Genomic DNA, 24,890 nt, shown 5'->3' with positions numbered 1-24,890 from the left:
GGCCGCGCCGGTCACCGCAGGGCGGGGCTTCGCCGGGGTCGATGCCGAGCGGCGCGCACACCTGTCGGCCACGCCCGACCGGGCCGCGCCTGCCGCAGCCGTACCGGTCGCGGCGACACGGGTCTCCTCCGAGGCTGACGCCGAGCGGGGCGCACACCTGGCGGTCGCGGCCGAGCCGCTTGCCGCAGGGCGGTCAGTGGCCCGGGCCGGTGGCGATCTGGGCTCGCACGCGACGGCCACGCCCGACCGGGCCGCACGCCTGTCGGCCGCGGCCGACCCGGTTGCGGCAGGGCGGGGCTCCGCCGGGGCCGACGCCGAGCGGGGTTCGCGCCCGTCCGGCGGGCACGGCCGGGCCGGGTTCGGGCCGGCCGAGCCGGGGCGGGGCTCCGTCGAATGTGACGCCGAGCGGGGCGGTCGCCTGTCGGCCGTGGCCGACCCGGTCACCGCAGGGCGGGGCTCCGCCGGGGCCGGGGCCGCGCCGGGGCGGGGCTCCGGCGGAGGTGACGCCGAGCGGGGGGCGTACCTGTCGGGCGCGCCCGACAGCGCGGCATCCGCGCGGTCCGCGTCCGTTCGCTCCGTGTCCGCGCCGGGCGTTGGCGGGTGGGCCGGGGCCTCCGGGGCCCTGGCCTCCGACGCGGTGCCGGCCGTGGGTTCCGCGGCGTCCGCGTCCGACAGCGCGGCAACGGTGACCGAGTGGGCCGCGCCGACCGGTTGGGCCCTGGCGGCCGAGCTTCCCGGGCCCCTGCATGCGGAGGCCGCCGCCGGGGACGGACGGGAAGCCGACGGATCCCCCGCCGTCGGCGTGGCGGTGCGGGCTTCGGCCGGTGCGCCGCACGGGCCCGCCGGCCGGATCGGGGAGGCCGCGCGCAGCGACGTACCCGCGGCGCGGGCCCAGGCCGGGCCCGGGGTGGACATCCCGCATCCCCAGGACGAGGTGTCCCACGCCGGTGCGGCCACGCTCCGGCCGCGGCACCCCGACACCGAGACGGCCAGGCCGCACCCGCGGGACGACGAGGCCTGGGCCCCGGCCGTGTCCCTCTCCGCCGCGACCGCCAGGGCGGAGCACGCCCCGCGGCACGCGGGTCCGCCCGCCGCCTGGGACCTGCCCGGACAGGGCGGCTCGTCCGCCGAGCAGGGGCGCGCCCCGCAGCACGCGGTTCCGGGCCCCGCCGCGGAGGCCGCGTACGCGGATCCGCACCCCGTACGGGACCTGCCCGAGCCGGGCGACGCCGGTCCGGCCGACCCGCCCGCCGGGCGGGAGTTGACCTGGTCCGTGCCCGCTCCGGGCGCGGCCGGTGACGCCGAACCCGTGGGCAACGACGGCCCCGGACGGGAGACCCCGGACGGCCGGGCCGAGGAGGGTGAGCCCGCCACCGGCAAGCCCGCCCACGGCGAAGCCGCGCCCGGCCCGCGGTCCGCGACCGGCAACGCCATCGTTCCCGGACCCGAGGTCGCAGACGGCTCAGACGGCTCAGACGGCTCAGGCGCCGCCGACGTCGCCGACGTCGTCGCGCGGGCCGTCGCGCGGATCGCGGAGGACGATACGCAGGACCTGCCCCGGGTCGCCCCGCCCCGCGGGGTCGCGGTGACCGAGGTGCCGGTGCACCTGCCGTTCCGCGGCGCAGCCCACCCGCAGCCGCACCCGCATCCGACGACGCATCCGACGACGCAGTCGAAGCCGGGAGAGCCGGCCCCGCGGCCGAAGGCCAAGGCCGCCGCGGCCCGGCCCGCCCCCGGACGCCGCGTACCCCGGGGCGACGACCGGCTCCACGAGCACCGCGGCCCGGTGCTCCCCGGCTGGATCGCCGTAGCCGTGGGCGGCATCGCACTCGCCGGCTGCGCCGTCGTGCTCTGGCGGGCCGGGGCCGTCCCCGACGCCCTCGCGGTGGCGTTCGGCGCGGAGCCCCGCCCGTACCGGGGGCTGCAGGCACGGTTCTGGCCCCCGCTCGCCTTCCTCGGGGTCGTCACCCTGCTCGCCCTCGGCGGTCTCGGCCGCGGCCGCGCCGGCCACGCCTGGGTGCTCACCCTCTTCGGCCGCTACCGAGGCACCGTCCGCCGTACCGGCCTGACGTGGATCAGCCCCCTCCTGCTGCGCCGCCGGGTCGACGTCCGGCTGCGCCACTGGCGCAGCGACCCGATGCCCGCCGTGGACTCCGGCGGTCTCGCCCTCCAGGTCGTGGTCCAGGTGGTCTGGCAGGTCAAGGACACCGCCCGGGCGACCCTGGCGGTGGAGGACCACGTCGACTACCTCGCCGAGCAGGTCGAATCGGCCATGGCCCGGGTCCTTTCCCAGCTCCCGGCCGACGCGTTCCACGAGGCCGCGCCGACCCTGCGCGACGCCGAAGCCGTCGGCGACGCGCTGACGCGGATGCTGGCGGCCGAGACCGAGGCGGTCGGGGTGGAGGTGTTCTCGGCGCAGCCGACCCGGATCGAGTACGCCCCCGAGGTCGCGGACGCCATGCGCCGGCGCCGGGTCGCGGCGATCGACGCCAAGCACCGGGACACCGTCCTGACCTCGGTGGTCGACGCGGTGGACGACACCGTCCACCGCCTCACCTCGCGCGGGATCGTCGAGCTCGACGACTACGAGCGCAAGGCCCTCGTGAAGGACCTGACCGTCGCCTTCTACACGGGCCGCGCCGAGTAGCCCCCACGAGCCGACGCGGCCGACGCGGGCCGACGCCGGCCGGCAAAAGAAAGAACGGGTGGAATCCGGTTGGTCCGGACCACCCGTTCTTCCGTTGGTCTGGACATGGCCAACTCCCGTCAATACTGTGGAACTTGGTCTAGACCTAAACCAGAGCTCGTGAACGGGCCGTGCCGCCGAAACCGGTACGGCCCATCCCCACGCGTGCGCACGCTCTCTCCGGACATCCCCCCACGTTCAAGGAGCATCAGCCCCATGCGTTCCTTCCGCATGTCCAGAACCAAGCGGGCCGCCGCCACGGCCACCGCCACCACCGTCGGCCTCGGAGTCGTCGCCGCCCTCGCGCTCGTCACGGCCCCCACGGCCAGCAGCCACGGGTACACCGACACCCCGATCAGCCGCCAGAAGCTCTGTGCCAACAAGACCGTTTCCGACTGCGGCCCCATCCAGTGGGAGCCCCAGAGCGTCGAGGGCCTCAAGGGCTTCCCCGCGGCCGGTCCCGCCGACGGCCGCATATGTGCGGGCAACCACCCGGAGTTCGCGCAGCTCGATGACCCGCGCGGCGGCGCCTGGCCGGCCACCCCGGTGACCAGCGGGCAGAGCTACAGCTTCCGCTGGCAGTTCACCGCGAACCACGCCGCCACCGATTTCCGGTACTACGTCACCAAGAACGGCTGGGACTCCACCAAGCCCCTCACCCGCGCCGCCCTCGACCCGCAGCCCTTCCTCACGGTCGCCTACAACGGCGCCCGTCCCGCCATGACCACCGTCCACCAGGGCACCATGCCGAGCGGCAAGACCGGTCGGCACATGATCCTCGCCGTGTGGACGGTCAACGACACCCCGATGGCCTTCTACTCCTGCTCCGACGTCCAGTTCTGATCGCCACGGCCCGCCGCGGCGTTCAATTCTGACGGAACGTCAGCTATTCTCCGGCGGCATGCGGACGACGACGACACCCGAGACCGTCGCGGAGCTCATCGCGAGCCGATGGGGCGACCACCGGCCCGGTCTGAAGTACGCCGAAGGCGTCCTCAGTCACCACCGGACCGCCCTGGAGGCCGCGGCGCGCGCCGCGCTCCTCGTCGACCTGCTGCCGCCGGGGGCGGAGCCGCACATCGGGGTGCTGCTCGACAACACCCCCGAGTTCCCGTTCTGGCTCGGCGCGGCGGCCCTCGCCGGGGCCGCCGTCGCCGGGATCAACCCGACCCGGCGCGGTCCCGAGCTGGCCCGCGACATCCTGCACACCGACTGCCGGATCCTGGTGACCGAGCGGACCCACCTGCCGCTGCTGCGCGGCCTCGACCTGCCCGGCGTACGCCTGCTCGTGACGGACGCGGAGGACCCCGACGCGTACGAGGCCCTGCTCGCCCCGTACGCGGGCGCGAAGCCCGGCGACGCGACGCTCGGCCCCGGTCCGACCCCGTCCTCCCGGCTGCTCCTCTACTTCACCTCCGGCTCCACCGGAGCCCCGAAGGCCGCCATCTGCACCCAGGGCCGCCTGGCCGGCGCCGGCGCCTCCCTCGCACGTCACTTTTCGGTCACCCCGGACGACGTCCACTACATCTGCATGCCCCTCTTCCACGGCAACGCCGTCATCGCCGACTGGCTCCCCGCCCTCGCGGGCGGGGCCGCCGTGGCCCTGCGCCGTCGCTTCTCGGCCTCCGCGTTCCTGGACGACGTACGGGCCTACGAGGCGACGTACTTCACCTACGTGGGCCGGGCCGTGCAGTACCTCCTCGCCACCCCGCCCCGCCCCGACGACCGCGCGCACACCCTGCGCCTCGGCTTCGGCACCGAGGCCGGCGCCGTCGACGCGGCCCGCTTCGCCGAGCGCTTCGGGGTCCGCCTCGTCGAGGGCTACGGGGCCACCGAGGGCGGCGCCTCCGTCCAGCGCACCCCCGACACCCCGCCGGGCGCCCTGGGCCGCGCGGGCGCCGGCGACGACCTGGCCGTCATCGACCCGGAGACGGGCCGCGAGTGCCCGCCGGCCGAGCTCGACGCCCGGGGCCGGCTCCTCAACGGCTCCGAGGCCATCGGTGAGCTGGTCAACAAGGGCCGCAGCCTCTTCGAGGGCTACTGGCGCAACCCCGACGCGGAGGCCGCCCGCACCCGCGACGGCTGGTACTGGACCGGGGACCTCTTCTTCCGCGACCCCGAAGGCTTCCTCTACTTCGCCGGCCGCACCGACGACCGGCTGCGCGTCGACAGCGAGAACCTGGCCGCCGCGGTGATCGAGAACATCCTGGCCCGCTGGACCCGGGCGGCCGCGGTGGCCGTGTACGCCGTACCGGACGAGGTGGCGGGCGACCAGGTCATGGCCGCCGTGGCCCTGCGCGAGGGGGCCGTCTTCTCCCCGCAGGGCTTCGCGTCCTTCCTCGCCGCACAGCCCGACCTCGGCACGAAGATGGCCCCGCGCTACGTACGCGTCGTCGGCGCCATGCCGACCACGGCGACCAACAAGGTCCACCGGGTCTCCCTGCGCGGCGAGGCCTTCCGGACCACCGACCCGGTCTGGTGGCGGCCGCGCGGTGAGGACGCGTACCGGAGGCTGGAAGCGGAGGACCTGGAAGGGCTCCTGGAGGCCTACGAGGCCCAGGGGCGTGCCGATCTGCTGGGCCGCTGACCGCGGCCACTGGCGGGGTCGGGGAAAGGCCGCGTGAAGGGTCGCAGCGGCGGTTCCGGAACCGGTTTTGAGCACCCCGGGGGAGCAGGTAGTATTTTCTCTGTCAGCAGGCGCCGCTAGCTCAGTTGGTTAGAGCAGCTGACTCTTAATCAGCGGGTCCGGGGTTCGAGTCCCTGGCGGCGCACCTGTCCTTCGGGCGGTTTCCGGTTTCACCGGGAGCCGCCCGAAGTGTTTTCCGGGCGGTTCCCGTTTTCGGTTCCGCTTCCGGGGGCGGGCCGCCCCCCTCAGAGGGTGAGCGACAGCAGCAGCGGCGCGGCCTTGCGGTTCAGCACGTCGGCCGCGGCCCGCAGGCGGTGGGCGTGCTCCACGGGCAGCGAGAGGGCCAGGCAGCCCACCGAGGCTCCGGCCGTGATCGGAACGGCCGCGCAGACCGTGCCGACGGCGTATTCCTGCAGGTCGAGCGTGGGCACGGTGGCCGGCTGGCTGTCCAGCTTCGAGAAGAGGATCCGCTCGTTCACGATGGTCTTCGAGGTCAGCCGGGCGATCTTGTGCCGGGACAGGTGGTCGCGCCGCCCGTCCAGGTCGAGCTGGGTCAGCAGGCACTTGCCCACCGCGCTGGCGTGGGCCGCCGAGCGGAAGTCGACCCACTCGTGGACCTTGGGGGTGCGCGGGCTGTCCGCGAACTGGGTGATCCGGACCTCGCCGTCCACGTACCGGCTGATGTAGACCGCGGCGCCGACGGAGTCCCGCAGCCGGTCCAGGGTGTCCTGAAGCTTGTCCTGCAGCGCCTGCTGGCGGTCGACGCCGGAGCCGAGCAGCACGAGGGAGTCCCCGATGGCGTAGGCGCCGTCGGACACCTGCAGTACGTACCCCTCGCGGCGCAGCATGAGGAGCATGGGGGCGAGATGGACCGCGGGCAGGCCGGTCTCACGCGCGATCTGTACGTCGGTCACACCGCCGGTATGGCGGGCGACCGTTTCGAGTACGCGCAGGGCGTACTGCACCGAGTGGAACGGCGCGGTCGGCTCGGGCTTCAGCGCCACGGTTTCCCCCTAGCAGGTTGTTACCGCTTGCTCTCACACGATAGCCATCAAGAGGCCCGTGTGGAGCGCCTGTTGATGAGATTGATGGCTCGATTGCACCGCTCTGCCTGGATCTACTCCTCTGGCATATGCCAAGGTCATGCGCGGTGTCCGAGAGTGCCGGGAATGCCCGGACCGGCCGCGCGGTTCGGGTTCTTCGTACGGACGGGACGAACGGACGAGCGGAGCGGGAGAGACGATGAGTGACACCGGAGGCTCGGGGGACGCTGGACGACGGGGAGCCGACCGTCCGGGCGGCGGATCGGGCGACGGGGAGGGCGTCGGGCCGGGCGGCGGATCGGGCGACGGGGAGGGCGTCGGGCCGGGCGTCGGATCGGGCGACGGGGAGGGCGTCGGGCCGGGCGTCGGATCGGGCGACGGGGAGGGCGTCGGGCCGGGCGTCGGATCGGCCGAGGGAGGGATCCGCGGGACGGCCCCCGGCCGCGCGCCGGTGCCGCTCTCGGTGCTCGACCTCGTCACCGTGGGCGCCGGCAGCACCGCGTACGCCTCCCTGCGCACCAGCGTCGACATAGCCCGGCTCGCCGAGTCCCGCGGGTACCACCGCCACTGGGTCGCCGAACACCACTCGATGCCCGGGGTCGCCAGCTCCTCCCCGGCCGTGATCCTGGCCCACCTCGCCGCCCACACCTCCCGGATCCGGCTCGGCTCCGGCGGGGTCATGCTGCCCAACCACGCGCCGCTCGCCATCGCCGAGCAGTTCGGCACCCTGGAGGCCCTGGCCCCGGGCCGGATCGACCTCGGCCTCGGCCGGGCGCCCGGCACCGACGGGCAGACGGCCGCCGCCCTGCGCGGGCCCGGGCGGCGCGACGAGGCCGTGGACGAGTTCCCCCGGCAGCTCGCGGAGCTGATCCGCTTCCTCGACGACGACTTCCCCGACGGGCACCCGTACGCCCGCGTGCACGCCGTGCCGGGCCCCGTACAGGGACCCGCCGGACGGCCGCCGATCTGGCTGCTCGGCTCCTCCGGCTTCAGCGCCCGCCTCGCCGGCGGACTCGGGCTGCCCTTCGCCTACGCACACCACTTCTCCCCGGCCGGAACCCTGCCCGCCCTTGACCTCTACCGGCAGTCCTTCCGGCCCTCGGCCGTCCTGGACGCCCCGTACGCCGTCATCGGAGTCGCGGCCCTCGCCGCCGACACCGCCGCGGAGGCCCGCGCGCAGGTGCTGACCGGCGCGCTGTCGATGCTCCGGCTGCGCAGCGGGCGCCCCGGGCTGGTCCCGACGCCCGAGGAGGCGGCGGCGTACCCGTACACGCCGCTGGAGCGGGAGTTCGTGGACGACCGCCTCGCGAGCGTGGTGCACGGCACCCCCGACGAGGTCACGGCGGGCCTGGACGCCCTCGCGAAGCTGACCGGCGCGGACGAGCTGATGCTGACCGCGAACGCCCACGCCGGCGAGGCCCGCCTCCGCTCGTACGCCCTCGTCGCGGACGCCTACGGCATGCCGACCTTCGGCGCCTGAGCCGCCCGCCCTCCCGGGATCCCCGGTTACAGGCCGGGGATCCCGATCCGCCGCATGTGCAGTTCGGACCGGACGAGTTCGAGGAGCCGGCCGGTCCAGTTGCGGCCCTGGCCGGCGCCGTCGCCCCAGAAGGCCGAGTCGAAGTCTTCGTACCTCAGGTGGGCATCGCCCGTCGCCAGCAGGATCTCGGCCAGCTCGGGATGCTGGTGGTACTTGGCGCGCAGCAGGCCGGCCATGACGGCGGTCCGGGCGTGCTCCCAGCCCTCACGGCCCCGCACCACGTCCGCGAGCTTGCGCGGCGAGTCCCACAACGGAGCGAGCGAGAGCGTCCAGTAGGCGTCGGCCACCGAGGGGTAGGTGATCTCGCCAACCGTGATCGGAACCGGGTAGTCGTTGCGCAGGCCGATCCGGCCGGGATCTGCCATCGGCCCGCTCAGGAACAACTGGCGGAGGTGGACCGACGCGGCTTGCGAGGCCTCGGGTCCGTCGGCTGGGACGCGAGCCTGCCGCTGCGCCCTCCAGCGGGCCAGATTCTCGAAGTACGCGACGGCCCGGTCGTACGTCTCCTGCGTGACCGGAGGGTCGATCGGCAGGTAGGTCCGCCCGCCGGGCCCCGCCACCAGGACCCGCAGCGGCCCGTCCTTGTTGTCCATGTCGCCCAGTAGGCCTCGGCGCTCCGAGAGCGGGACGGCTAGGAACGCGGTCCGGGCCGCGGCCCGGTTCTCTTCCGTCCGGTCGGCGAGGAAGACGTCGACGGCGGCCAGGCAGCGGTCGGTCGGGGTGATCCGGTTGCCGGTCATCCCGTGATTCTGCCGCCGACGGGCGTCCCTCCGGGAGGGTTTACGGATGTACAGCAACCCGTCGCGCCTCACATGGGCCGGCATCCGGAGTTTGGCTGGTTTGTTGCTGAAACCTTGCCGGAGAGTGAATGAAGGCAGCCTTAAATCGCTTGTCACCAAGGGTGGCGGACGATTTTTGGTTGGGTCCCAAGTCCCTGACGTGGGCTTCTGGTCCTCGAGTGGTCTAGTCCTTCTTTGGTCCAAACCATTGACTCAGGACCGGAGTGATCGCTATCACTATCCCCACCTGAAGTCTTGCCTTCCCCTCCCACTCCCCGGAGGCAGTTCATGCACATCCGTAAATCCCTCATCGCGGCCGCCGCTACGGCCGCGCTGGCCGGCGGCACGCTGGCCGCCTTCGCGGGACTCACCACCGCCTCGGCCGCCGAGGCCGGGACCACCGCGACGGCCGGCAACGTCAAGATCGCTTACTACGACCAGTGGTCCGTGTACGGGAACGCGTTCTATCCCAAGCACCTCGATACCCGTGGCATAGCGAGCAAGCTGGACGTCATCAACTACTCGTTCGGCAACATCCACCCCACCAACCTCACCTGTTTCGAGGCGAACAAGGCGGCGGGCGACGACAACAACCCCAACGCCGGTGACGGTGCGGGCGACTCGTACGCCGACTACCAGAAGTCCTTCAGCGCGGCCGACAGCGTCAGCGGTGTCGCCGACAAGTGGGACCAGCCGATCGTCGGCGTGTTCAACCAGTTCAAGCAGCTCAAGGCGAAGTACCCGAACCTGAAGATCAACATCTCGCTCGGTGGCTGGACCTACTCGAAGTACTTCAGCGACGCGGCCAAGACCGACGCTTCCCGCAAGAAGCTCGTCTCCTCCTGCATCGACCAGTACATCAAGGGCAACCTGCCCGTCGAGGGCGGCTACGGCGGCGTGGGCAGCGCGGCCGGCATCTTCGACGGCATCGACATCGACTGGGAGTACCCGGGCTCGTCCGGCGGCCACCTCGGCAACCACTACGCCCCCGAGGACAAGCAGAACTTCACGCTCCTGCTGAAGGAGTTCCGCCAGCAGCTCGACGCCCACGGCGCGGCCAACGGCGGCAAGAAGTACCTGCTGACCTCGGCCCTCCCGGCCGGCCAGGACAAGATCAAGTACATCGAGACGGACAAGATCGGCGCGTACCTCGACTACGCGAACATCATGACGTACGACATGCACGGCGCCTGGGACTCGGACGGTCCGACGTACCACCAGTCCCCGCTGCTGCCCTCTTCGTCCGACCCGACCGACCCGATCGCCCCGGGCACCGAGAAGTACAGCATCAAGAACGCCATCGACTCCTGGATCGACGGCAACGCGGCCTACGGCATCACCGGCGGCTTCCCCGCCAACAAGCTGGTCCTGGGCTATGAGTTCTACTACCGCGGCTGGAAGGGCGTGCAGCCCGGCACCACCAACGGTCTCGCCCAGCCCGCCACCCTGGCCTCCGCCGCCCGTCCGACCAGCCAGCAGGCCGGCATCGCGCTCTACAAGGAGCTCGGCGGCATCGTCGACAACCCGGCGACCACCTTCTGGGACGACAAGGCCAAGGCCTCGTACTTCTACAAGGACGGCGAGTTCTTCACCGGCCTCAACCAGAAGTCCATCCAGGCCCGGGTCGACTACGGCAAGCAGCGCGGCCTGGCCGGCGCGATGATGTACTCCCTGCTCGGCCTGGACGCCAACGCGACCCTGCTGAACCAGATCTCGGACTCCCTCGGCGGCACCACCCAGCCGCCGACCACCCCGCCGACCACGCCTCCGACCACCCCGCCCACGACGCCGCCGACCACCCCGCCGACCACGCCTCCGACGACGCCGCCCGCGGGCTGCACCGCTCCGGCCTACGTCGCGGGCAACGTCTACACCGGTGGCACCGAGGTGTCGTACAACGGCCGCAAGTACAAGGCCCAGTGGTGGACGCAGAACGAGGTGCCCGGCACCACCGGTGAATGGGGTGTCTGGAAGGACCTCGGCGCCTGCTGATCCCCCCACCCCGCGCCGAGCGCCGGCAGCCCCCGCACTCCCCTCCCAGGGTGCGGGGGCTGCTGTGTTGTCAGCCGTCTCCGCACAGGGCGTGGTCGACGAGGTCGCGCAGTGCGCTCTCCTGGCGGGCGGCGACCTGCGGGTCCGCGGAACGGCTGTGGGCGGAGACGGTGACGGTGCGCCGTCCGTCCGTGGTCGTCGCCGCCCGGATCTCGTATCCGAAGCCGTTTCCTCCGTGCCCCAGGTAACCGCCACCGCAGGACAGCGGCGTGAAGAACACGCCCAGACCGTCCCGGGTGCCCTCCGGGTGACCGCTGTCCGGCGGCATCGGCACGGTGCCGCGCAGGGCGGCGAGTTCGGCGGGCTTCAGCAGCTGTCCGGCCGCCAGTGCGGAGAAGAAGCGGTTGAGGTCGAGGGCCGTACCGGTCATCGAGCCGTCGGCTCCGCTGTCGAAGGGACGGTAGGAGACCTTCGTGTCGACCAAGGGGCCGTTCGCGGTGAACTGCTGGTGGTTGGCGGTGCGCGGATGCGGGAGGAAGGGCCACCTGCCGGGGGTGGCGGTGTGCCGGAGGCCGAGCGGGCGCAGGACGCGGTCGTGGACCTGCTGCTCCCAGGTGCGGCCCGTGACCTTCTCGATGATCATTCCGGCCAGTACGTAGTTGGTGTTGGAGTACGCCCAGCGGGTGCCGGCCGGGAAGGAGGGTTCGTGGCGCATGGCCAGGGCTACGAGCTCTTCGGGTGCGTAGGCGCGCCACCGGTTGGACAGGTAGGTCCGGGCGCTGGGCTCGGGGAAGACGTCGAGGATGTACTCGGGCAGGCCGCTGGTGTGCCGGAGCAGATCGCGGAGGGTGATGGTCCGGCCGTCGTTGCCGGCACCGGACACGACCCCGGGCAGCAGTTCTTCAATGGTCTGGTCGAGGGACAGCCGCTTCTCGCCCACCAGTTGCAGCACGACGGTGGCGACGAACGTCTTGGTGGTACTGCCCAGACGCAGGTAGCCGTCCTCCGCAACCGCCACCCCGGAGCGGGCCGTGACCGTCCCGCGCGGGGTGTCCAGGCGGACCGCCACCCCGGTGACCCCGGTGTCCCGCAACGCGTCGGCGTCACGCTGTACGGAACCGGCCGGGTCGGAGGGGCGGGGCGCGGCCGAAGCCGCGACGGAGGGGAGGGACGACACGGTCAGCGCCAGCAGCGCGGTTGATAACCAGAAGCGACGAGAGATCATGAACCGAGGCTAGGAACGGCCGAGGGTCGGCAGCCATCGGGTACGCGCCCCCATGTGAAGGGGTGCCAGCTGGATGGACAGGTTGCCGGATTCCCCGTACCGGAGTGTGCTGAAGTCATTACGCTCGGCGATGAGTTGGATCCGCACGCGTCCTCATGGGGGTGGCCATTCCCGTGGTCAACATCCGCGCTCTCGATCCCAGCGCCTCGCCGCTGGAGTACTACGCCTACGAGCTGTGCCGCCTGAGAGAAGCGGCCGGGCTGAAGCAGCAGCAACTGGGCGACATCATCTACTGCTCGGGCTCGCTGATCGGCATGATCGAGAACACGAAACGGGTGCCGACCCGGGAGTTCTCGGAGCGGCTGGATGCTGCGCTGGGTACCGACGGGCACTTCTCCCGCCTGGTGGGGTTGGTCCTGCGGAGCCAGCTGCCACACTGGTTTCAGGCGTACGCGGAGATGGAGGCCCGGGCTACGTTCATCTCCACGTTCCAGTGCCAGTTGGTGTACGGGCTGCTCCAGACGGAGGCCTACGCGCGAGCGGTGCTGGGCATCGAGAACCCCGACACGCTCGATGCTGGAGTTGCGGCGCGCATGGACCGGCAGCGCATCCTGGCCCGCGAGAGTCCACCTGTGCTGTGGGTAGTGCTGGACGAGGCCGCTCTCCTCCGGGAGATCGGAGGCCGCAAGGTCATGCGGGACCAGCTCGCCCACCTGCTCAGCCTCCGTGACCGGCCGTGGTTGGAGGTCCAGGTACTGCCGTTCAAGGTAGGCCAGCACACGGGAATGATGGGCTCGTTCAATCTCCTGCGCTTCGACGGCGACCCGGACCTCCACTACAGCGAGAGCTACGACTGCGGACACATGACCGCCAACCCGCAAGTGATCAAAGAGCGTTCAGTCGGTTACGCTCGCCTGCAAGCCGAGGCCCTTTCTCCCCGGGCATCGGCAGAGCTGATCGCTCGCGTGATGGAGGAACGCTATGGGAAGTAACCAGGGCCTGGCGGGCGCGCAGTGGCGTAAGTCCACTCACAGTGGCGGGACGGGCGGCGACTGCGTCGAGTGCGCCCCACTGGGCACCGCCGCCTGGCGCAAGGCTTCGTACAGCGGATCCAGTGGCGGCGACTGCGTCGAGATCGCCGCCCAGCCCTGCCGCGTAGCCGTCCGGGACTCCAAGCGCCCCGACGGCCCCGCCTTCACCATCGCGCCGGAGACGTTCACCGCCTTCGTGCGGAGTCTCTGACTCAGACCTCCGGATGCGGCGCGGGTCCCTCCGGCTGGTCGGGGCCCGCCGCCGCCTGGCGGCTGATGATGCCCGCGATGACGTCCGGGGCCACCGCCCGGGAGTACAGCCAGCCCTGGCCGGTGTCGCAGCCGATGTGCCGCAGGCGGGCCGCCTGGCCGGCGGTCTCCACGCATTCGGCCGTCACCGTCAGGCCCAGCCGGTGCGCCAGCTGGACCAGGGCTTCGACGATGGTCTCGTCGGCCGGGTTCGGGTGGGAGCCCTCCTCGTAGCGGAAGCCGCGGACGAAGGAGCCGTCCAGTTTGAGGACGGAGACGGGCAGGCGGCTGAGGTAGGCCAGGTTCGAGTAGCCGGTGCCGAAATCGTCGATGGCGATCCGCACCCCCATGTCGCTCAGCGCCTGGAGGGCCTGGAGCGGGCGGCCCGCCGAGCCCATGACGGCCGACTCCGTCAGTTCGAGCTGGAGGAGCTGGGGGGCCAGGCCGGTCTCCGCGAGGATCTCGGCGACGTCGCCGACGAGGTCGGAGTCCCAGACCTGGCGGACGGCCACGTTCACGGAGACGAAGACGGGGGAGTCGCTGGGCTGCTCGATCTGCCAGCGCCGGGCCTGGCGGCAGGCGGTCTGGAGCACCCAGCGGCCCAACTGGACGATGGAGCCGTCCTCTTCGGCGATTCCGATGAACCGATTCGGCGTCAGCGTGCCGAACTGCGGATGGTTCCAGCGCACCAGGGCCTCCACCCCGCGCACCGCCCCGCTCTCCAGGTCCACCAGCGGCTGGTACTCCACGGTGAACTCGCCGCGTTCCACGGCCGGCCGCAGCGTGGAGGCCAGGGCCTGGCGGGTCATCCGGTGCGCGTTGCGCTCGGGGTCGAAGAGGGTCCAGCGGGCCTTGCCGTCCGCCTTGGCCCAGTAGAGGGTCGTGTCCGCGGCCTGCATCAGGCCGGTCGCCGAGGTCCCGGCGGCCGCCCGCTCCACCACGCCGATGGACGCGGAGACCGACAGCCGCTGACCGGCCAGGTCGAAGGGCTCCTGTACGGCGGCCAGGACGCTCCGTGCCAGGTCCACGAGCTGCTCGGTGCCGGTGGACTCCTCGACCAGCAGGGCGAACTCGTCGCCTCCGAGCCGGGCCACCAGGTGGCCGCCGGTGCGCCCGTAGCCGGACTGGTCGGCGCACTGGGTGAGCCGCTGGGCGACGGCGGTCAGCAGCCGGTCGCCGACCCGGTGGCCCAGGGTGTCGTTGACGGCCTTGAACCCGTCGAGGTCCAGATAGCAGAGCCCGATCCGGCCCGTGCCGCTCTGCCCGTACGAGGAGGCCTCCAGGGCGGCGGAGAGCCGCTCGAAGAACAGGGCCCGGTTGGCGAGCCGGGTCACCGGATCGTGCATCTGGAGGTGGCGCAGCCTGGCCTGGAGGTCGCGCCGGTCGCTGATGTCGGCCACGGAGAGCAGGACGTCGCCGGTGCCCGAGCCGGGGACGGGTCCGAGGGTGATCTCGGTCCACAGGGAGTGGCCGTCGGGGTGCTTGAGGCGGCGGGTGCAGCGGAGCCGGGCCTGCCGGCCGCGCAGCACCTCCTGGTAGGCGTGCCAGGTCCGGGCCTCGGAGGCCAGGTCGACCAGCTCGGCGGCGGACTGCCCGGCGAGGACGTGCGGCTCGGAGCCGAGGAGCGCGGCGAGGGCCTGGTTGGCTCCGGCGATGTGGCCGGTGCGGTCGACGACGGCCATGGGGAGGTGGGCCGCGTTGAAGGCGGCCCGGTAGTCGGCCCGGTAGTCGGCCTGGCGGTCAGCCTGGCGGTCGGGCTGGTGGTCCGCCCGGTAGTCGGGCTGGTGGTCGGCCTGGTGGTCGTCGCGGTCCGGGGTTGCCGTCGCCGCCGGCGTCGCCGGGTGACGCTGCGTCATGACCGGTCGGATGCCGTCGGCCGCCGACCCGGGTCCATCTGGGGTTCCGCTCACCGTTGGCTCCCGCAGTGCGTGTGAGTGTCCGTGCAGGAAAGTGTGCCGATCATAGAGGTTCCCGGACGGCCCTATCCAGCGGCGACGCCGTGTGTGACGCGGGAGTTCGGTGTGATGACGGATCGTCGGCCTGACGGCGAATGATCGTTTTCGCGCGGCTGTGAGCATCCGGCGCCCACCGCTGACCCGACCTGATCGGTCGTGACTTTCCGTAGGTGAATGTGCGAAACCTCGCGTCACCGGCTTGCCCTAGTACTCACTCGTGTGGGGCAGCGGAACAGGGCATTAGTAAGACAATCGCCCCAAGGTGGATGAACAGGGACTAATCCACCACCGGAGGTCGATGTGCCGCGACAGCAGACACCCGGGGGAGTGGACCGCTCCCGCATGCGAACCACCGCGGCGGCGCTCACTTCCCTGACGGCGCTCGCCGCCATGTCGCTCGTCGCGGGACCCGCGGTCGCCGCTCCCGGAGCCGGACCGTGCGCGCTGACCCGTACCGCGGCCCACCACTCCCTGGGCCTGGACAGCTGGAACGGTGCCTACCCCAAGCCCGAGCGCACCCTCAACGCGGTCATGGTCTTCCTCTCCTTCCCCGACCACCGCACCACGCTCACCACCGAGGAACTCACCGCCGACTACTTCCCGGCGACCAGCGAGTTCTTCGAGCGGGCCTCCTACGGCCGCTTCCGGCTGGTCCCGCACCCGCAGAAGCAGTGGATCCAGATGCCGAAGCCGTCCGCCGCCTACGGGATACAGCGCGACTGGGCCCCGGCGGACCGGGCCGCCTACCTGCGCGACGCCGTGGCCGGAGCGGACCCCTCGGTGGACTTCGGCCGGTACGACGTCGTCTACTTCGTCGCCGACCCGGAAGCGCCCGGTGTCGACTCCGACGCCACCAAGGTGGTCAACTTCGAGCAGCCCATCCGGGCGGACGGCACCGACCTGCGCCGCATCGTCACGGTCTTCGAGAAGCACCCGCCGGACCGCAACGTGCTGGCCCACGAGACCGGGCACGTCTTCGACCTGCCCGACCTCTACCACCGGCCCGCGGACGGCAAGGGCGACTGGGACACGTACGTGGGCGACTGGGACGTCATGGGCAGCCAGTTCGGCATGGCCCCGGACCTCTTCGCCTGGCAGAAGTGGAAGCTCGGCTGGCTGGACTCCTCCCAGGTGGACTGCGTGGGATCCGGCTCCTCCCTGCACACCCTCCAGCCGCTGTCCGAGGCCCCGCGCCCGGGCGGTACGGGCGGCACGCGGATGGCGGTGGTCCGTACGGGCCCCGGCAGCGCGATCGCCATCGAGGCGCGGGGCTCCGCCGGCAACGACGGGGACACCTGCACCGAGGGGGTCCTCGTCTACCGGGTCCGCAATGAGGCGGCTTCGGGCGGCGGGCCCATCGAGGTCGTGGACGCTCATCCCGACACCGAGGCCTGCTGGGACCGGTCGGTGTACCCACCGCTGGCGGACGCCCCGCTGGAGGTGGGGGAGACCTTCACGGTCCCGGGCGAGGGGATCACCGTCGAGGTGGCGGACCGCACGCAGTCGGGCGCGTACACGGTGAAGATCACGCGGTAGCGGTGCTGGACGCAGGGATGCAGGGGCGCAGGGACTCAGGGACTCAGGGGCGCAGGGATACGAAAAAGACCCCCACTTCCGTGGGGGTCTTTCTCCGTCTGTGCGCCGCCAGGGACTCGAACCCCGGACCCGCTGATTAAGAGTCAGCTGCTCTAACCAACTGAGCTAGCGGCGCTTGGTGACGAGAGAGACATTAGCACCCCGGGCGGCGATCGGAAAAATCGATATCCGCAGCTCGGGTGGCACGGACGAACGCCCACAGCAGCGCCTCGGGTCCGGGCAGCCACGGCAGCCGCGCGTCGGGCGCCACGAGCCAGCGCGAGGGCCCCCCGTCGGCGGCCAGCGGGGGCACGGTGACGGCGTCGCCGGGGCCGTGGCAGAGCGGGGCGGGCACGGGGGTGCTCCACTCCTCCCAGGCCAGCAGGGCCGGGAGCCGCTGGGCGGTCCCGGGCGCGGCGAAGAGCAGGGTCCGCCCGCGGTGCACGGCCGCAGGCCCGGAGCCGGGGCCTTCGGCCCACAGCAGGTCGAGCATCCTGCGGCCGAGGACGAGGGGGACGTTGACGACGTCGAAGGCGGTCCCGCAGGGCAGCACGGCAGGCGCGGTGGGCCGGGCCTGCCAGGCCGCCAGCGTGCCTCCGGGCCGTGCGGAGGCCGAGGCCAGCCAGGCGGCGCCGGCCGGGGTGACGTGGGTCGCGGAGGCGGTCGTCGTCCGCGGGTCGAGCGCGGGGCAGCCGGTCATCGTCGTCATGCGTCCAGGTCTACCCGCGGTAGCGGACCGATCTCCGGGAGTTACGGGAAACCGGGACAGGCCGGGTGGGACTGGGGTATGTTGCGCCCCGCATATGCCAGAGGTCGCGGCCGGGCGTGTCTCCCGGGCGTCCTGCGCGTCCCGGGCGTCCCAGGCGTCCCGCGCGTCCCGGGCGCGTCCCCCGATCGGCTGCTCACGCTCCCTCGGGGCTGGTGCCGCGCAGCAGGGACTCGCCGAACTCGATCATCTTGTGCGCGTAGTCCTCGGTCCACTGGGCCTGCTCCGCGATCGCCGCCGCCGGCAGCCGGTCGAACCGCCGGGGATCCGCGAGCTGCGCCGCCGCCACCGCCTGGAACTCCACCGCCCGCTCCTGGGCGGCGCGGAAGGCCAGGGTCAGCTCCGTGGCCCGGGCCAGCAGCTCCCGCGGGTCCTCGATCGATTCGAGGTCGAAGAAGTGCTCCGGGTCCGTGACGGTCTCCGGCGGCTCGAAGAGCAACTGCGCGGGCCGAAGCCTCCGCTCGGTCCGCTCGGGCTCTGCCATGCGTGTCCTCCTGCTGGGCGTGGAAGGGGCTGCCGGGCCGAGAGCCTCCGGGGTGGAAAAGCTGCCGGGCCACCGTCCATTGTCCCGCTTCGCGCAAGGGCGCCCGAGGCCCCGGCGGATGGGCTAGAACGTACGTATGACCCATGGTGTGCACGAGGAGCTGGACAAGCTCTGTGACGAGGGCATCGAGCAGGTGATCGGCTGGCGCCGCCATCTGCACCGAAATCCGGAGCTGCCCAACCGCGAGGCCGCCACCGCGCGGCTCGTGGCGCGGGAGCTCACCGGGTTCGACCTGGACGAGGTGCGGACCGGCATCGCCGGGCACGGAGTGGTCGGTGTGCTGCGCGGCGGCCGGCCCGGGGAACGGGTGGCGGCGCTGCGGGCCGACATGGACGCCCTGCCCGTCCCCGACCGCTGCGGAGCGGACTTCGCCGCCACCGGCGCGGCCTCGCACGCCTGCGGCCACGACTGCCACACCGCGATGCTCCTCGGAGCGGCGCGCGCACTGGCCGACGTACGGGTACGAGAACGGCTGCCCGGAACCGTGCTGTTCGTGTTCCAGCCCGCCGAGGAGGGCCCGCCGGTCGACGAGGAGGGCGGGGCGCGCCTGATGGTGGCCGAGGGGGCCTTCGCGGACCCCGTCCCCACGATGGCCTTCGGTATGCACGTCACCCCGCACCCCAAGGGCTGGGTGGGCTACAAGTCCGGCCCGATGTACGGGGCCTCCTGCCTGGTCCGCGTCACCGTCACCGGCAAGCAGGCGCACGCCTCGTCGCCCTGGTACGGCGTCGACCCGATGCCCGCCGTCGGGGCGCTGCTCACCGGGATCGGCCAGCTCTACCGGCAGGTGTCGGCGTTCTCCCCGGTCACGGTCTCCATCGGGCACATCGAGGACGTCGGCCGGTTCAACGTCATCGGGGAGACCGTCACCCTGTGGGGCACGATCCGCTGCGCCGAGGAGCGGGACATGCCGGAGGTCAAACGCCGGCTGACGGCACTGGCCGAGCACACCGCCGAGGCCTACGGGGCCTCCGCGGCCGTCGAACTGCTCCAGGACGTGCCCGCCGTGCACAACGACGCGGCGTGGATCGAGGCCGCGCTGCCCACGCTGCGCCGGGTCGCGGGCGCGGACCGGGTGGTGGAGGTCGGCGGCACGCTGGGCTACGACGACGTCTCCGAACTCATCACCCGCTTCGGCGGGCTGTACGTGATGCTCGGCGTCCAGGACACCGCCCTGGACCCGGCGAGCGGCGAACCGGCGCCCGTGCCCGGCGGCCGCGGTCTGGTGGGCAACCACCACCCCGGCTTCTACGCCGACGACGACACCCTGATCACGGGCGTACGGCTGCACGCGCACGCCGCGTACGACCACCTGACGGGGGCCCTCGTCACGCGCTGACCGGCGTCCTCGCCAGGGCGGCGAGCTCGTCCAGTACGGCCGCCAGCTCGTCGGCGAGGCCCTCCGGGGCCCGGAACCCGTCGGCAGTGACCAGCCCCGTGATGCCCGGGACGGCCACCGAGGCCTCGGCCGGCACCATGCCGACGGCCTCCAGCACCGGCCGGAGCATCCGGCCGGCCGGGGCGCCGCCGGAGCCGCCCGCGCTGTAGGAGAGCAGGCCGGCGGGCTTGCCCCGCCATTCGCGGTGGAGGAAGTCGATGGCGTTCTTGAAGGGTGCGGTGAAGCCGCCGTTGTACATCGGCAGGACGAAGAGGAAGGCGTCGGCGGAGTCGACGAGGGCGCTCCACGCGCGGGTGTGGGAGTGGGTGTAGATCCCGGTGGAGGCGTATTCGGGCTCGTCCAGGAAGGGCAGGGCGACATCGGCGAGGTCGACGGGGGTGACTTCGAAGCGTCCCCCTCCGTGCGCGTGCGCCTGGCCGGCGGCCCAACGGGCCAGGGGGCGAGCGGTGGAGGTGGGGCGGACGGAGGCGGAGACGACGTGCAGGCGGATCGGGAGGGTCGGGAGGGTCGAGAGGGGCATGGTGGGCTCCTGACGGGTGGGCAGTTTTGTTGACGTGTCACCTATGAAAGCGGGAGGGTGGGTGACGTGTCAACTAAGTAGGTGACGTGTCACGTATCGGTCTAGACTTCGACCATGACCGAGAAAGAGAGCGAGAACGCACCGCGCTGGCTCAGCGAGCCCGAACAGCAGGCCTGGTACGCCTGGCGGCGGATGTTTCCACTGGTCAACGCCGATATCGCGCGCGATCTGACACAGGACAGCGGGCTTTCCGAAGCCGACTACGACGTCTTGTCCGTCCTCGGCTCCACCGACGGCCACCGCATGCGCATCAGCGCCCTCGCCGTCCTCATGCAGTGGTCCCGCAGCCGGCTCTCCCACCAGCTCACCCGGATGGAGCAGCGGGGCATCGTCCGCCGCGAAGAGGTGGCCGACGACGGGCGCGGCGCCGAAGTGGTGCTCACCGAGCAGGGCGTCACCACGATCATGACGGCCGCTCCGCTCCACGTGGAGTCGGTGCGCCGCCACCTGATCGACATCCTGACCCCGGAGCAGCTGAGCACCTTCGCCGAGGTGGGCGAACTGCTCCGCACCCGCCTCGGCGTCGAGCGCAAGACCCGCTGAGCCGCTGGCCCCCTGACCCGCTGACCCGTTGAGCCGCCGGGTTACGGTCGCCAGACCACCCGGTGCTCCGCCAGGTGGGCCAGTACCGAGTGGTTGGCCTCCCAGCCGTCCGGGAACTTCATCGTCACGCCCAACTGCACCGGTTCCGAGGACGGGTGGGCGTCCAGGAGCTCCGCTATCCCCGCCCTGGCCACCACCACGCAGGCGTGCCGGTGCCGGGAGGCCAGGACGCAGAGCCGGCCCGTCTCCAAGTGGAAGGCCGTCGCGTCCGGGCGGCCCGACAGGGGGTGCAGGACGACGGTGAGGTCGTACTCGCGGCCCTGGAGCCGGTTGGCCGTGTCCACGGTGACGCCCGTGACCCCGAGCGCGGACAGCGCCGCCCGGACCGCCGCCGCCTGGTCCCGGTGCGCGGTGCCCACCGCGATCCGGTCCGCCGTCAGCGGGGACGGGCCGCCCGGCTGCTCGTCCACCGTCACGGCGCCCCGGTCCAGGGCCCGGCGCACCACCAGGGCCACCGCCCGTACGGCCTCCGGGTCGGTGCGCGGGGTGTGCCGGGCCGGCAGTTCGAGCAGGCCCCACCCCGACTCGGCGGCCTCGTCCAGCACCCGGTCGGGGCCCGAGCCGTCGCCCGCGACCCCGTAGGACATCCGCCGCTCGCCGTGGCCCGTACCGCTGCGGAACCGCGTGTACGGGTAGAAGGCGCGGGAAACCAGCGGCGCGGCCGAAGCCGGCAGCCGCCAGGACACCGGCAGCCGGTGCTGCGGCAGGTCGGGGTTGTGCGCGAGGAGGGTGGACACCGCCGAGGCGGAGGGATCGTAGGACAGGCCCGCCCACTGCTCGGCCCCGACCACGCTGAAGGGGTCGAGCTGCCCCGGGTCGCCCACGAACAGCGCCCGGTCGAACAGCCCGGCCACGGCGAGCAGCGCGTCCGAGCGCATCTGGTACGCCTCGTCCACGATGGCGTGCTCCCAGGGCTCCACGTCCTTGACCCACGCCCACTTGGCGGCCGTCGAGATGGTGACCGGCAGCCCCGCGAGGTCTGCGGGCTTCGCCGAGAGCACCACCGAGTCCAGCTCGCGCAGCGCCGGATCGTAGGCGTCGCCCTCGCTGCTGTGGAGCCGGCCCACCTTCAGCTCGGGGTCCTTCGCGTGCAGCCGCAGCACCAGGTCGTCGACCTGCGCGTTGGTCTGCGCGACCACCATCAGCCGGCGCCCGGCCGCCGCCAGGTCCCGGGCCGCCCGCACCACCAGCGTGGACTTCCCGGCCCCGGGCGGGGAGTCGACGACCACGCCCCGGGCCCCGCCGTGCAGGGTGTCGCGCAGGATGGCGTCGGTGGCCCGGCCGGCGGCCGCGCCCGGATCGAAAGCGGTGCTCACAGGAGGTCCTCGGCGGTCACGGGGTCGGGCAGCGGCAGCACGGGGGCGTCGCCGGTCAGGTGCGCGGGCGGGCCGCCGTGGGTCCACGGGGTCCGCTCGGGGTCCGGCAGCTTCGGGCCGCCGCGGGCATCGTGCTCGAACAGCGTCCAGCACACCCGGTCGCCCTTCTCCGGCACCGAGTCCGGCTCCGGATCCTTGCCGCGGCCCATCTTGTCGAGGACGCGCAGCACGAGCCGGCCGTCCTCCTCCCACCGGACGAACTGCGCGCTCTGCGGGCGCCCGTCCAGCGAGCGGTACACCTTTGGACCGGCAGCACCGCCGGACCCGCCTGCGCCACCGTCCTCGGTGAGCTGCGGGCGGTCCTCCGTGGCCACCCACACCAGCGGGCGCGGGCTCGGCCGCTTCGACTCCGTCCACTCCATGACCACTTCGGTGACCTCGCCGGCGAAGGCCTCGCCCGCGAGCCGCCGCCCCGCCATCACCAGCAGGTCGTCCAGCGCCTCCTGGGCGTCGAGCCGCACCTGCTCGGTCTCCCGCGCCGCGAGCTTGCGCGCGGCCGTCACCGCGTCGTCGCGGCGCGGCTGCGGGCCCTCGCCCGCCCGGACCCGGTCCCGGTGGCCGGTGTACGACCAGCGGTCACCGGTCCAGCGGTCCTCGGTCCGCTCGCCCGCGGGCAGTTGGCGCAGCAGGGCGATCGAGTCCCAGACCGCCCGCCAGGTGCCCTCCATCTGCTCCACGACCAGCCGCCGGACCGCCTGCTCGGCGGCCGCGCGCTGCCCGTCGCCGTTCCCGCTCACGGCGGAAGCCGCCCGCGCCGCGTCGAACTTCGCGATGGCCGGGGCCAGCAGCTTGTTGTCGAAGGCCGGATCGGTGGCGGGGCCGGCCGGCGGGACCAGCAGCAGGCCCCGCGGGTCCCGGCCGAGCTCCGCGCGCAGCGCCCGCTCGGCACCGGACTCGCCCTCGGGCGGGTCGATCCACGCCAGCAGGGCGCCCAGGTGCTGGTCCTCCAGATTGCTCTGCCCGGTCGCCCAGTGCCGCGACAGCAGGTCGGTCGCCGACAGCAGCATCGAGGAGCCGGGCACCCGGGAGCGCTCGGCGAGGTGCGTGAACCAGCGCCCCAGCAGCGGCACCTGCGCGGGCGCCGGATACGGGTGCTCGGGATCCTCCTCCGCGGTCCGCCGGAACCGCATGGACCGCCCCAGCAGCCGGACGTACTCGATGCCCGCGCGGCTCGGCACGATCAGCTGCGGCGCGTCCAGGCACAGCTCGGCCTCCACCTTGACCCGCTTGCCCGTCTCCGGATCGGTCTCGGTGCGCTCCACCGGTTCGACGGCGTCCGCGTACCCGTCGATGTACGGGACCACCTGCGCGGCCAGCTCCGCCAGGAACTCCCACCGCAGGTCCCGGTCGCGCGGCTGCGGTATGGCCAGGACGTGCGGCCGGTCCGGATCGGTGCCGACCATCGCGCCGAGCGGAGCCCCGGCCTCGCCCGCCGTGGTCAGCGGTACGAAGACCAGCGGGCGCTCGCTCAGATGCCGGTGCCGTACGGTCGCCAGCGGCTGGGCCCGCCCCGCGCGGACGGCCTCCAGCCGGGCCAGGGTGCTCATCAGGGACATGCGGCGGCCTCCGTGCGGACGCGGGCGGGGGCCTGCTCCAGCGCCTCGGCGCGCAGCCGGGCGGCCCGGCGCAGCGCGGCGGCCGTGGGATCGTCGGGGGCCGCCGCGTCGGGGGCCGCCGCGTCGGGGGGCGCCCCGCCGGGGGAACCGCACGCCGCCGCGAGGGCGGCCTCGACCGTGGTCAGCCCGCCCAGTTCACCCCGTACGGAGCGGCCGAGCGCGGTCACCTCGTCGGCCGTGCGCGCCCGGTCCCGGCAGTGGAAGGCCAGCTCGCAGGCGGCCAGGCACTCGGGGGCGTAGGCGGCGGACACGGCCGAGACGGCCTCGGTCAGTTCCTCGGCGGAGGACGCCGGATCGAAGGTGAGGCCTTCGGGCAGGGCCCCGGCCAGCTCTTCGACCCGGGTGAGCCGCTCCAGCTGGCGGCGGGTCACCGAGCGCTCGCGGCGGACGTCGACGGGGGCCGCGGTGGGCAGGTTGGAGAAGTCCTTGGGGCAGACGAGCAGCACGGTGTGCCCGACCTCGGCGCCTTCCACCTTCGCGGCGGTCGTCTCCAGGGCCAGGACGTAGACGGCGGCCTGGCGGGCGGCGGCGCCCACCTTCGCGGCGTCGGCGGATCCGTCGATCATCGGGAACGACTTGATCTCCACCACGGTCCAGCGCCCGTCGGGGTGCACGACGACCGCGTCCGGCTCCAGGTAGGCGGGGGAGCCGGCCACCTCCAGCGCGAGCATGGGGTGGTCGAGCAGGGTCCAGGCCCCGGCGGCGGTCGCCTCGCGCAGCGCGAGCGCGGTCCGGGCGGCGCGGCCCTGGGGGCCCGCGGCGGTCAGGTCGGGGGTGAGGGCGTCCGGCCCGGGCGGGCCGGCCGCGCCGCCGGATCCCGCGCCGAGGTGCTCGTACACCAGCCGCAGGAGTTCCGCTCCGCCGTCGCCCTTGACCTTGGCCTCGAAGGAGTTGCCGCGCACGATGGCGAACTGCGACTGCCCGAAGGCCGCGGGGGAGCCGAGGGCCGCCGCGAGGACGGTCTTGTCCACGCCGGCGCCGTCGAGCAGGGCGCGTCTGCCGCAGCCGGGGTTGGCGGCGAGGGCCGCCAGCGCGCGGGCGTCGAGCGGGCGCGGTGCGACGTCGGGGCCGCGCAGGTCAGCGAGCCGCTGCCGCAGCGTCTTCGGGGGATTCGGGGAATTCGCCGACTGCGGGGCCTGCGGGGCCTGCGGGGCCTGCGGGGCCTGCGGGGCCTGCGCGGTCCGCCGTGCCGCCGGCCCCGCCGTCGGTCCGGGGGACGGCGGCGGGGTCTGCGGCGGCTGACCGCTGGACGGGTAGGAGCTCACCCGCGGAAGTCTCCCATCCGCCACTGACAATCGTGGACTT

At 73.1% G+C, this 24,890-nt stretch carries 19 protein-coding genes, 2 tRNA genes and 1 pseudogene; 11 read left to right on the top strand and 11 right to left on the bottom strand.

Annotation, left to right across the window (positions count from 1 at the left end):
- The first annotated feature begins 196 nt into the window (after window positions 1-196).
- The 4 genes from ACIQV3_RS24405 (at window position 197) to ACIQV3_RS24390 (ending at window position 5,457) form a co-directional block, all read left to right on the top strand.
- On the top strand, window positions 197-2,647 hold the full coding sequence (locus tag ACIQV3_RS24405) for an SPFH domain-containing protein (RefSeq protein ID WP_403715336.1): 2,451 nt from the start codon (window positions 197-199) through the stop codon (window positions 2,645-2,647).
- Window positions 2,648-2,902: 255 nt separating this feature from the next.
- On the top strand, window positions 2,903-3,529 hold the full coding sequence (locus tag ACIQV3_RS24400; RefSeq protein ID WP_403715083.1) for a lytic polysaccharide monooxygenase: 627 nt from the start codon (window positions 2,903-2,905) through the stop codon (window positions 3,527-3,529).
- A 58-nt stretch (window positions 3,530-3,587) separates the two neighbouring features.
- A complete protein-coding gene (locus ACIQV3_RS24395; protein ID WP_403715081.1) occupies window positions 3,588-5,273 on the top strand; it encodes an AMP-binding protein in 1,686 nt (561 codons plus the stop codon).
- A 110-nt stretch (window positions 5,274-5,383) separates the two neighbouring features.
- Window positions 5,384-5,457, top strand: a tRNA-Lys gene (locus ACIQV3_RS24390).
- A 100-nt stretch (window positions 5,458-5,557) separates the two neighbouring features.
- On the opposite strand, the gene ACIQV3_RS24385 is transcribed toward ACIQV3_RS24390, so the two are convergent.
- A complete protein-coding gene (locus tag ACIQV3_RS24385) occupies window positions 5,558-6,316 on the bottom strand; it encodes an IclR family transcriptional regulator (protein ID WP_243337173.1) in 759 nt (252 codons plus the stop codon).
- Window positions 6,317-6,554: 238 nt separating this feature from the next.
- Here ACIQV3_RS24385 and ACIQV3_RS24380 point away from each other — a divergent pair, with 238 nt between their 5' ends.
- The gene (locus tag ACIQV3_RS24380; RefSeq protein WP_403715078.1) at window positions 6,555-7,835 is read left to right on the top strand and encodes an LLM class flavin-dependent oxidoreductase; all 1,281 of its coding nucleotides are present in this window, start codon (window positions 6,555-6,557) and stop codon (window positions 7,833-7,835) included.
- Between the two features lie 26 nt (window positions 7,836-7,861).
- Here ACIQV3_RS24380 and ACIQV3_RS24375 read toward each other — a convergent pair whose 3' ends face one another.
- Window positions 7,862-8,635 (bottom strand): NADAR family protein, encoded by a 774-nt coding sequence (locus tag ACIQV3_RS24375; protein WP_403715076.1) that lies wholly within the window; start codon window positions 8,633-8,635, stop codon window positions 7,862-7,864.
- A gap of 327 nt (window positions 8,636-8,962) precedes the next feature.
- On the opposite strand from ACIQV3_RS24375, the gene ACIQV3_RS24370 reads away from it, so the two are divergent.
- A complete protein-coding gene (locus ACIQV3_RS24370; RefSeq protein ID WP_403715074.1) occupies window positions 8,963-10,666 on the top strand; it encodes a glycosyl hydrolase family 18 protein in 1,704 nt (567 codons plus the stop codon).
- A 70-nt stretch (window positions 10,667-10,736) separates the two neighbouring features.
- On the opposite strand, the gene ACIQV3_RS24365 is transcribed toward ACIQV3_RS24370, so the two are convergent.
- Window positions 10,737-11,891: a serine hydrolase domain-containing protein gene (locus ACIQV3_RS24365; RefSeq protein ID WP_403715072.1), complete on the bottom strand. Its 1,155-nt coding sequence runs from the start codon at window positions 11,889-11,891 to the stop codon at window positions 10,737-10,739.
- Between the two features lie 173 nt (window positions 11,892-12,064).
- On the opposite strand from ACIQV3_RS24365, the gene ACIQV3_RS24360 reads away from it, so the two are divergent.
- Together ACIQV3_RS24360 and ACIQV3_RS24355 are read left to right on the top strand one after the other, a co-directional pair.
- Window positions 12,065-12,883: a helix-turn-helix transcriptional regulator gene (locus tag ACIQV3_RS24360; RefSeq protein ID WP_403715333.1), complete on the top strand. Its 819-nt coding sequence runs from the start codon at window positions 12,065-12,067 to the stop codon at window positions 12,881-12,883.
- Window positions 12,873-13,133, top strand: coding sequence for a DUF397 domain-containing protein (locus ACIQV3_RS24355; RefSeq protein WP_403715070.1), 261 nt, complete (start codon window positions 12,873-12,875; stop codon window positions 13,131-13,133). The genes ACIQV3_RS24360 and ACIQV3_RS24355 overlap by 11 nt, the downstream gene beginning before the upstream one ends.
- A 1-nt stretch (window position 13,134) precedes the next feature.
- On the opposite strand, the gene ACIQV3_RS24350 is transcribed toward ACIQV3_RS24355, so the two are convergent.
- The gene (locus ACIQV3_RS24350; RefSeq protein WP_403715068.1) at window positions 13,135-15,027 is read right to left on the bottom strand and encodes a putative bifunctional diguanylate cyclase/phosphodiesterase; all 1,893 of its coding nucleotides are present in this window, start codon (window positions 15,025-15,027) and stop codon (window positions 13,135-13,137) included.
- A gap of 399 nt (window positions 15,028-15,426) precedes the next feature.
- On the opposite strand from ACIQV3_RS24350, the gene ACIQV3_RS24345 reads away from it, so the two are divergent.
- The gene (locus ACIQV3_RS24345) at window positions 15,427-16,662 is read left to right on the top strand and encodes a M6 family metalloprotease domain-containing protein (RefSeq protein WP_403715066.1); all 1,236 of its coding nucleotides are present in this window, start codon (window positions 15,427-15,429) and stop codon (window positions 16,660-16,662) included.
- A gap of 101 nt (window positions 16,663-16,763) precedes the next feature.
- Here ACIQV3_RS24345 and ACIQV3_RS24340 read toward each other — a convergent pair.
- The 3 genes and pseudogenes from ACIQV3_RS24340 to ACIQV3_RS24330 form a co-directional block, all read right to left on the bottom strand.
- A tRNA-Lys gene (locus ACIQV3_RS24340) sits at window positions 16,764-16,837 on the bottom strand.
- Window positions 16,828-17,401, bottom strand: a pseudogene (locus tag ACIQV3_RS24335) (bifunctional DNA primase/polymerase). Before ACIQV3_RS24335 ends, ACIQV3_RS24340 begins: the two are co-directional and overlap by 10 nt.
- Window positions 17,402-17,603: 202 nt before the next feature.
- Window positions 17,604-17,951, bottom strand: coding sequence for a hypothetical protein (locus tag ACIQV3_RS24330; protein WP_403715064.1), 348 nt, complete (start codon window positions 17,949-17,951; stop codon window positions 17,604-17,606).
- A 136-nt stretch (window positions 17,952-18,087) separates the two neighbouring features.
- On the opposite strand from ACIQV3_RS24330, the gene ACIQV3_RS24325 reads away from it, so the two are divergent.
- Window positions 18,088-19,350: a M20 family metallopeptidase gene (locus ACIQV3_RS24325; protein ID WP_403715062.1), complete on the top strand. Its 1,263-nt coding sequence runs from the start codon at window positions 18,088-18,090 to the stop codon at window positions 19,348-19,350.
- Here ACIQV3_RS24325 and ACIQV3_RS24320 read toward each other — a convergent pair.
- A complete protein-coding gene (locus ACIQV3_RS24320) occupies window positions 19,340-19,930 on the bottom strand; it encodes an NADPH-dependent FMN reductase (protein ID WP_403715060.1) in 591 nt (196 codons plus the stop codon). The two genes, ACIQV3_RS24325 and ACIQV3_RS24320, sit on opposite strands and share 11 nt — an antisense overlap.
- Window positions 19,931-20,044: 114 nt before the next feature.
- On the opposite strand from ACIQV3_RS24320, the gene ACIQV3_RS24315 reads away from it, so the two are divergent.
- Entirely contained in the window at window positions 20,045-20,533 is a 489-nt protein-coding gene (locus tag ACIQV3_RS24315; protein WP_403715058.1) for a MarR family winged helix-turn-helix transcriptional regulator, read from the top strand.
- 41 nt (window positions 20,534-20,574) lie between these two features.
- On the opposite strand, the gene ACIQV3_RS24310 is transcribed toward ACIQV3_RS24315, so the two are convergent.
- From ACIQV3_RS24310 to ACIQV3_RS24300, 3 genes are read right to left on the bottom strand one after another with little or no spacing between them, the layout of a single operon-like run.
- Window positions 20,575-21,909, bottom strand: a complete 1,335-nt coding sequence (locus ACIQV3_RS24310; RefSeq protein ID WP_403715055.1) for an AAA domain-containing protein — start codon at window positions 21,907-21,909, stop codon at window positions 20,575-20,577.
- Window positions 21,906-23,525 carry a hypothetical protein gene (locus ACIQV3_RS24305; protein ID WP_403715053.1) on the bottom strand — a complete coding sequence of 540 codons (1,620 nt, stop codon included), beginning with the start codon at window positions 23,523-23,525 and terminating at the stop codon, window positions 21,906-21,908. The genes ACIQV3_RS24310 and ACIQV3_RS24305 overlap by 4 nt, the downstream gene beginning before the upstream one ends.
- Window positions 23,516-24,850, bottom strand: coding sequence for a hypothetical protein (locus tag ACIQV3_RS24300; RefSeq protein WP_403715051.1), 1,335 nt, complete (start codon window positions 24,848-24,850; stop codon window positions 23,516-23,518). Before ACIQV3_RS24300 ends, ACIQV3_RS24305 begins: the two co-directional genes overlap by 10 nt.
- Window positions 24,851-24,890: the final 40 nt, after the last annotated feature.

It is taken from the genome of Streptomyces sp. NPDC099050 (assembly GCF_044759865.1).
Taxonomy (GTDB): domain Bacteria; phylum Actinomycetota; class Actinomycetes; order Streptomycetales; family Streptomycetaceae; genus Streptomyces.
This window is presented reverse-complemented; position numbering and strand designations above follow the sequence as displayed.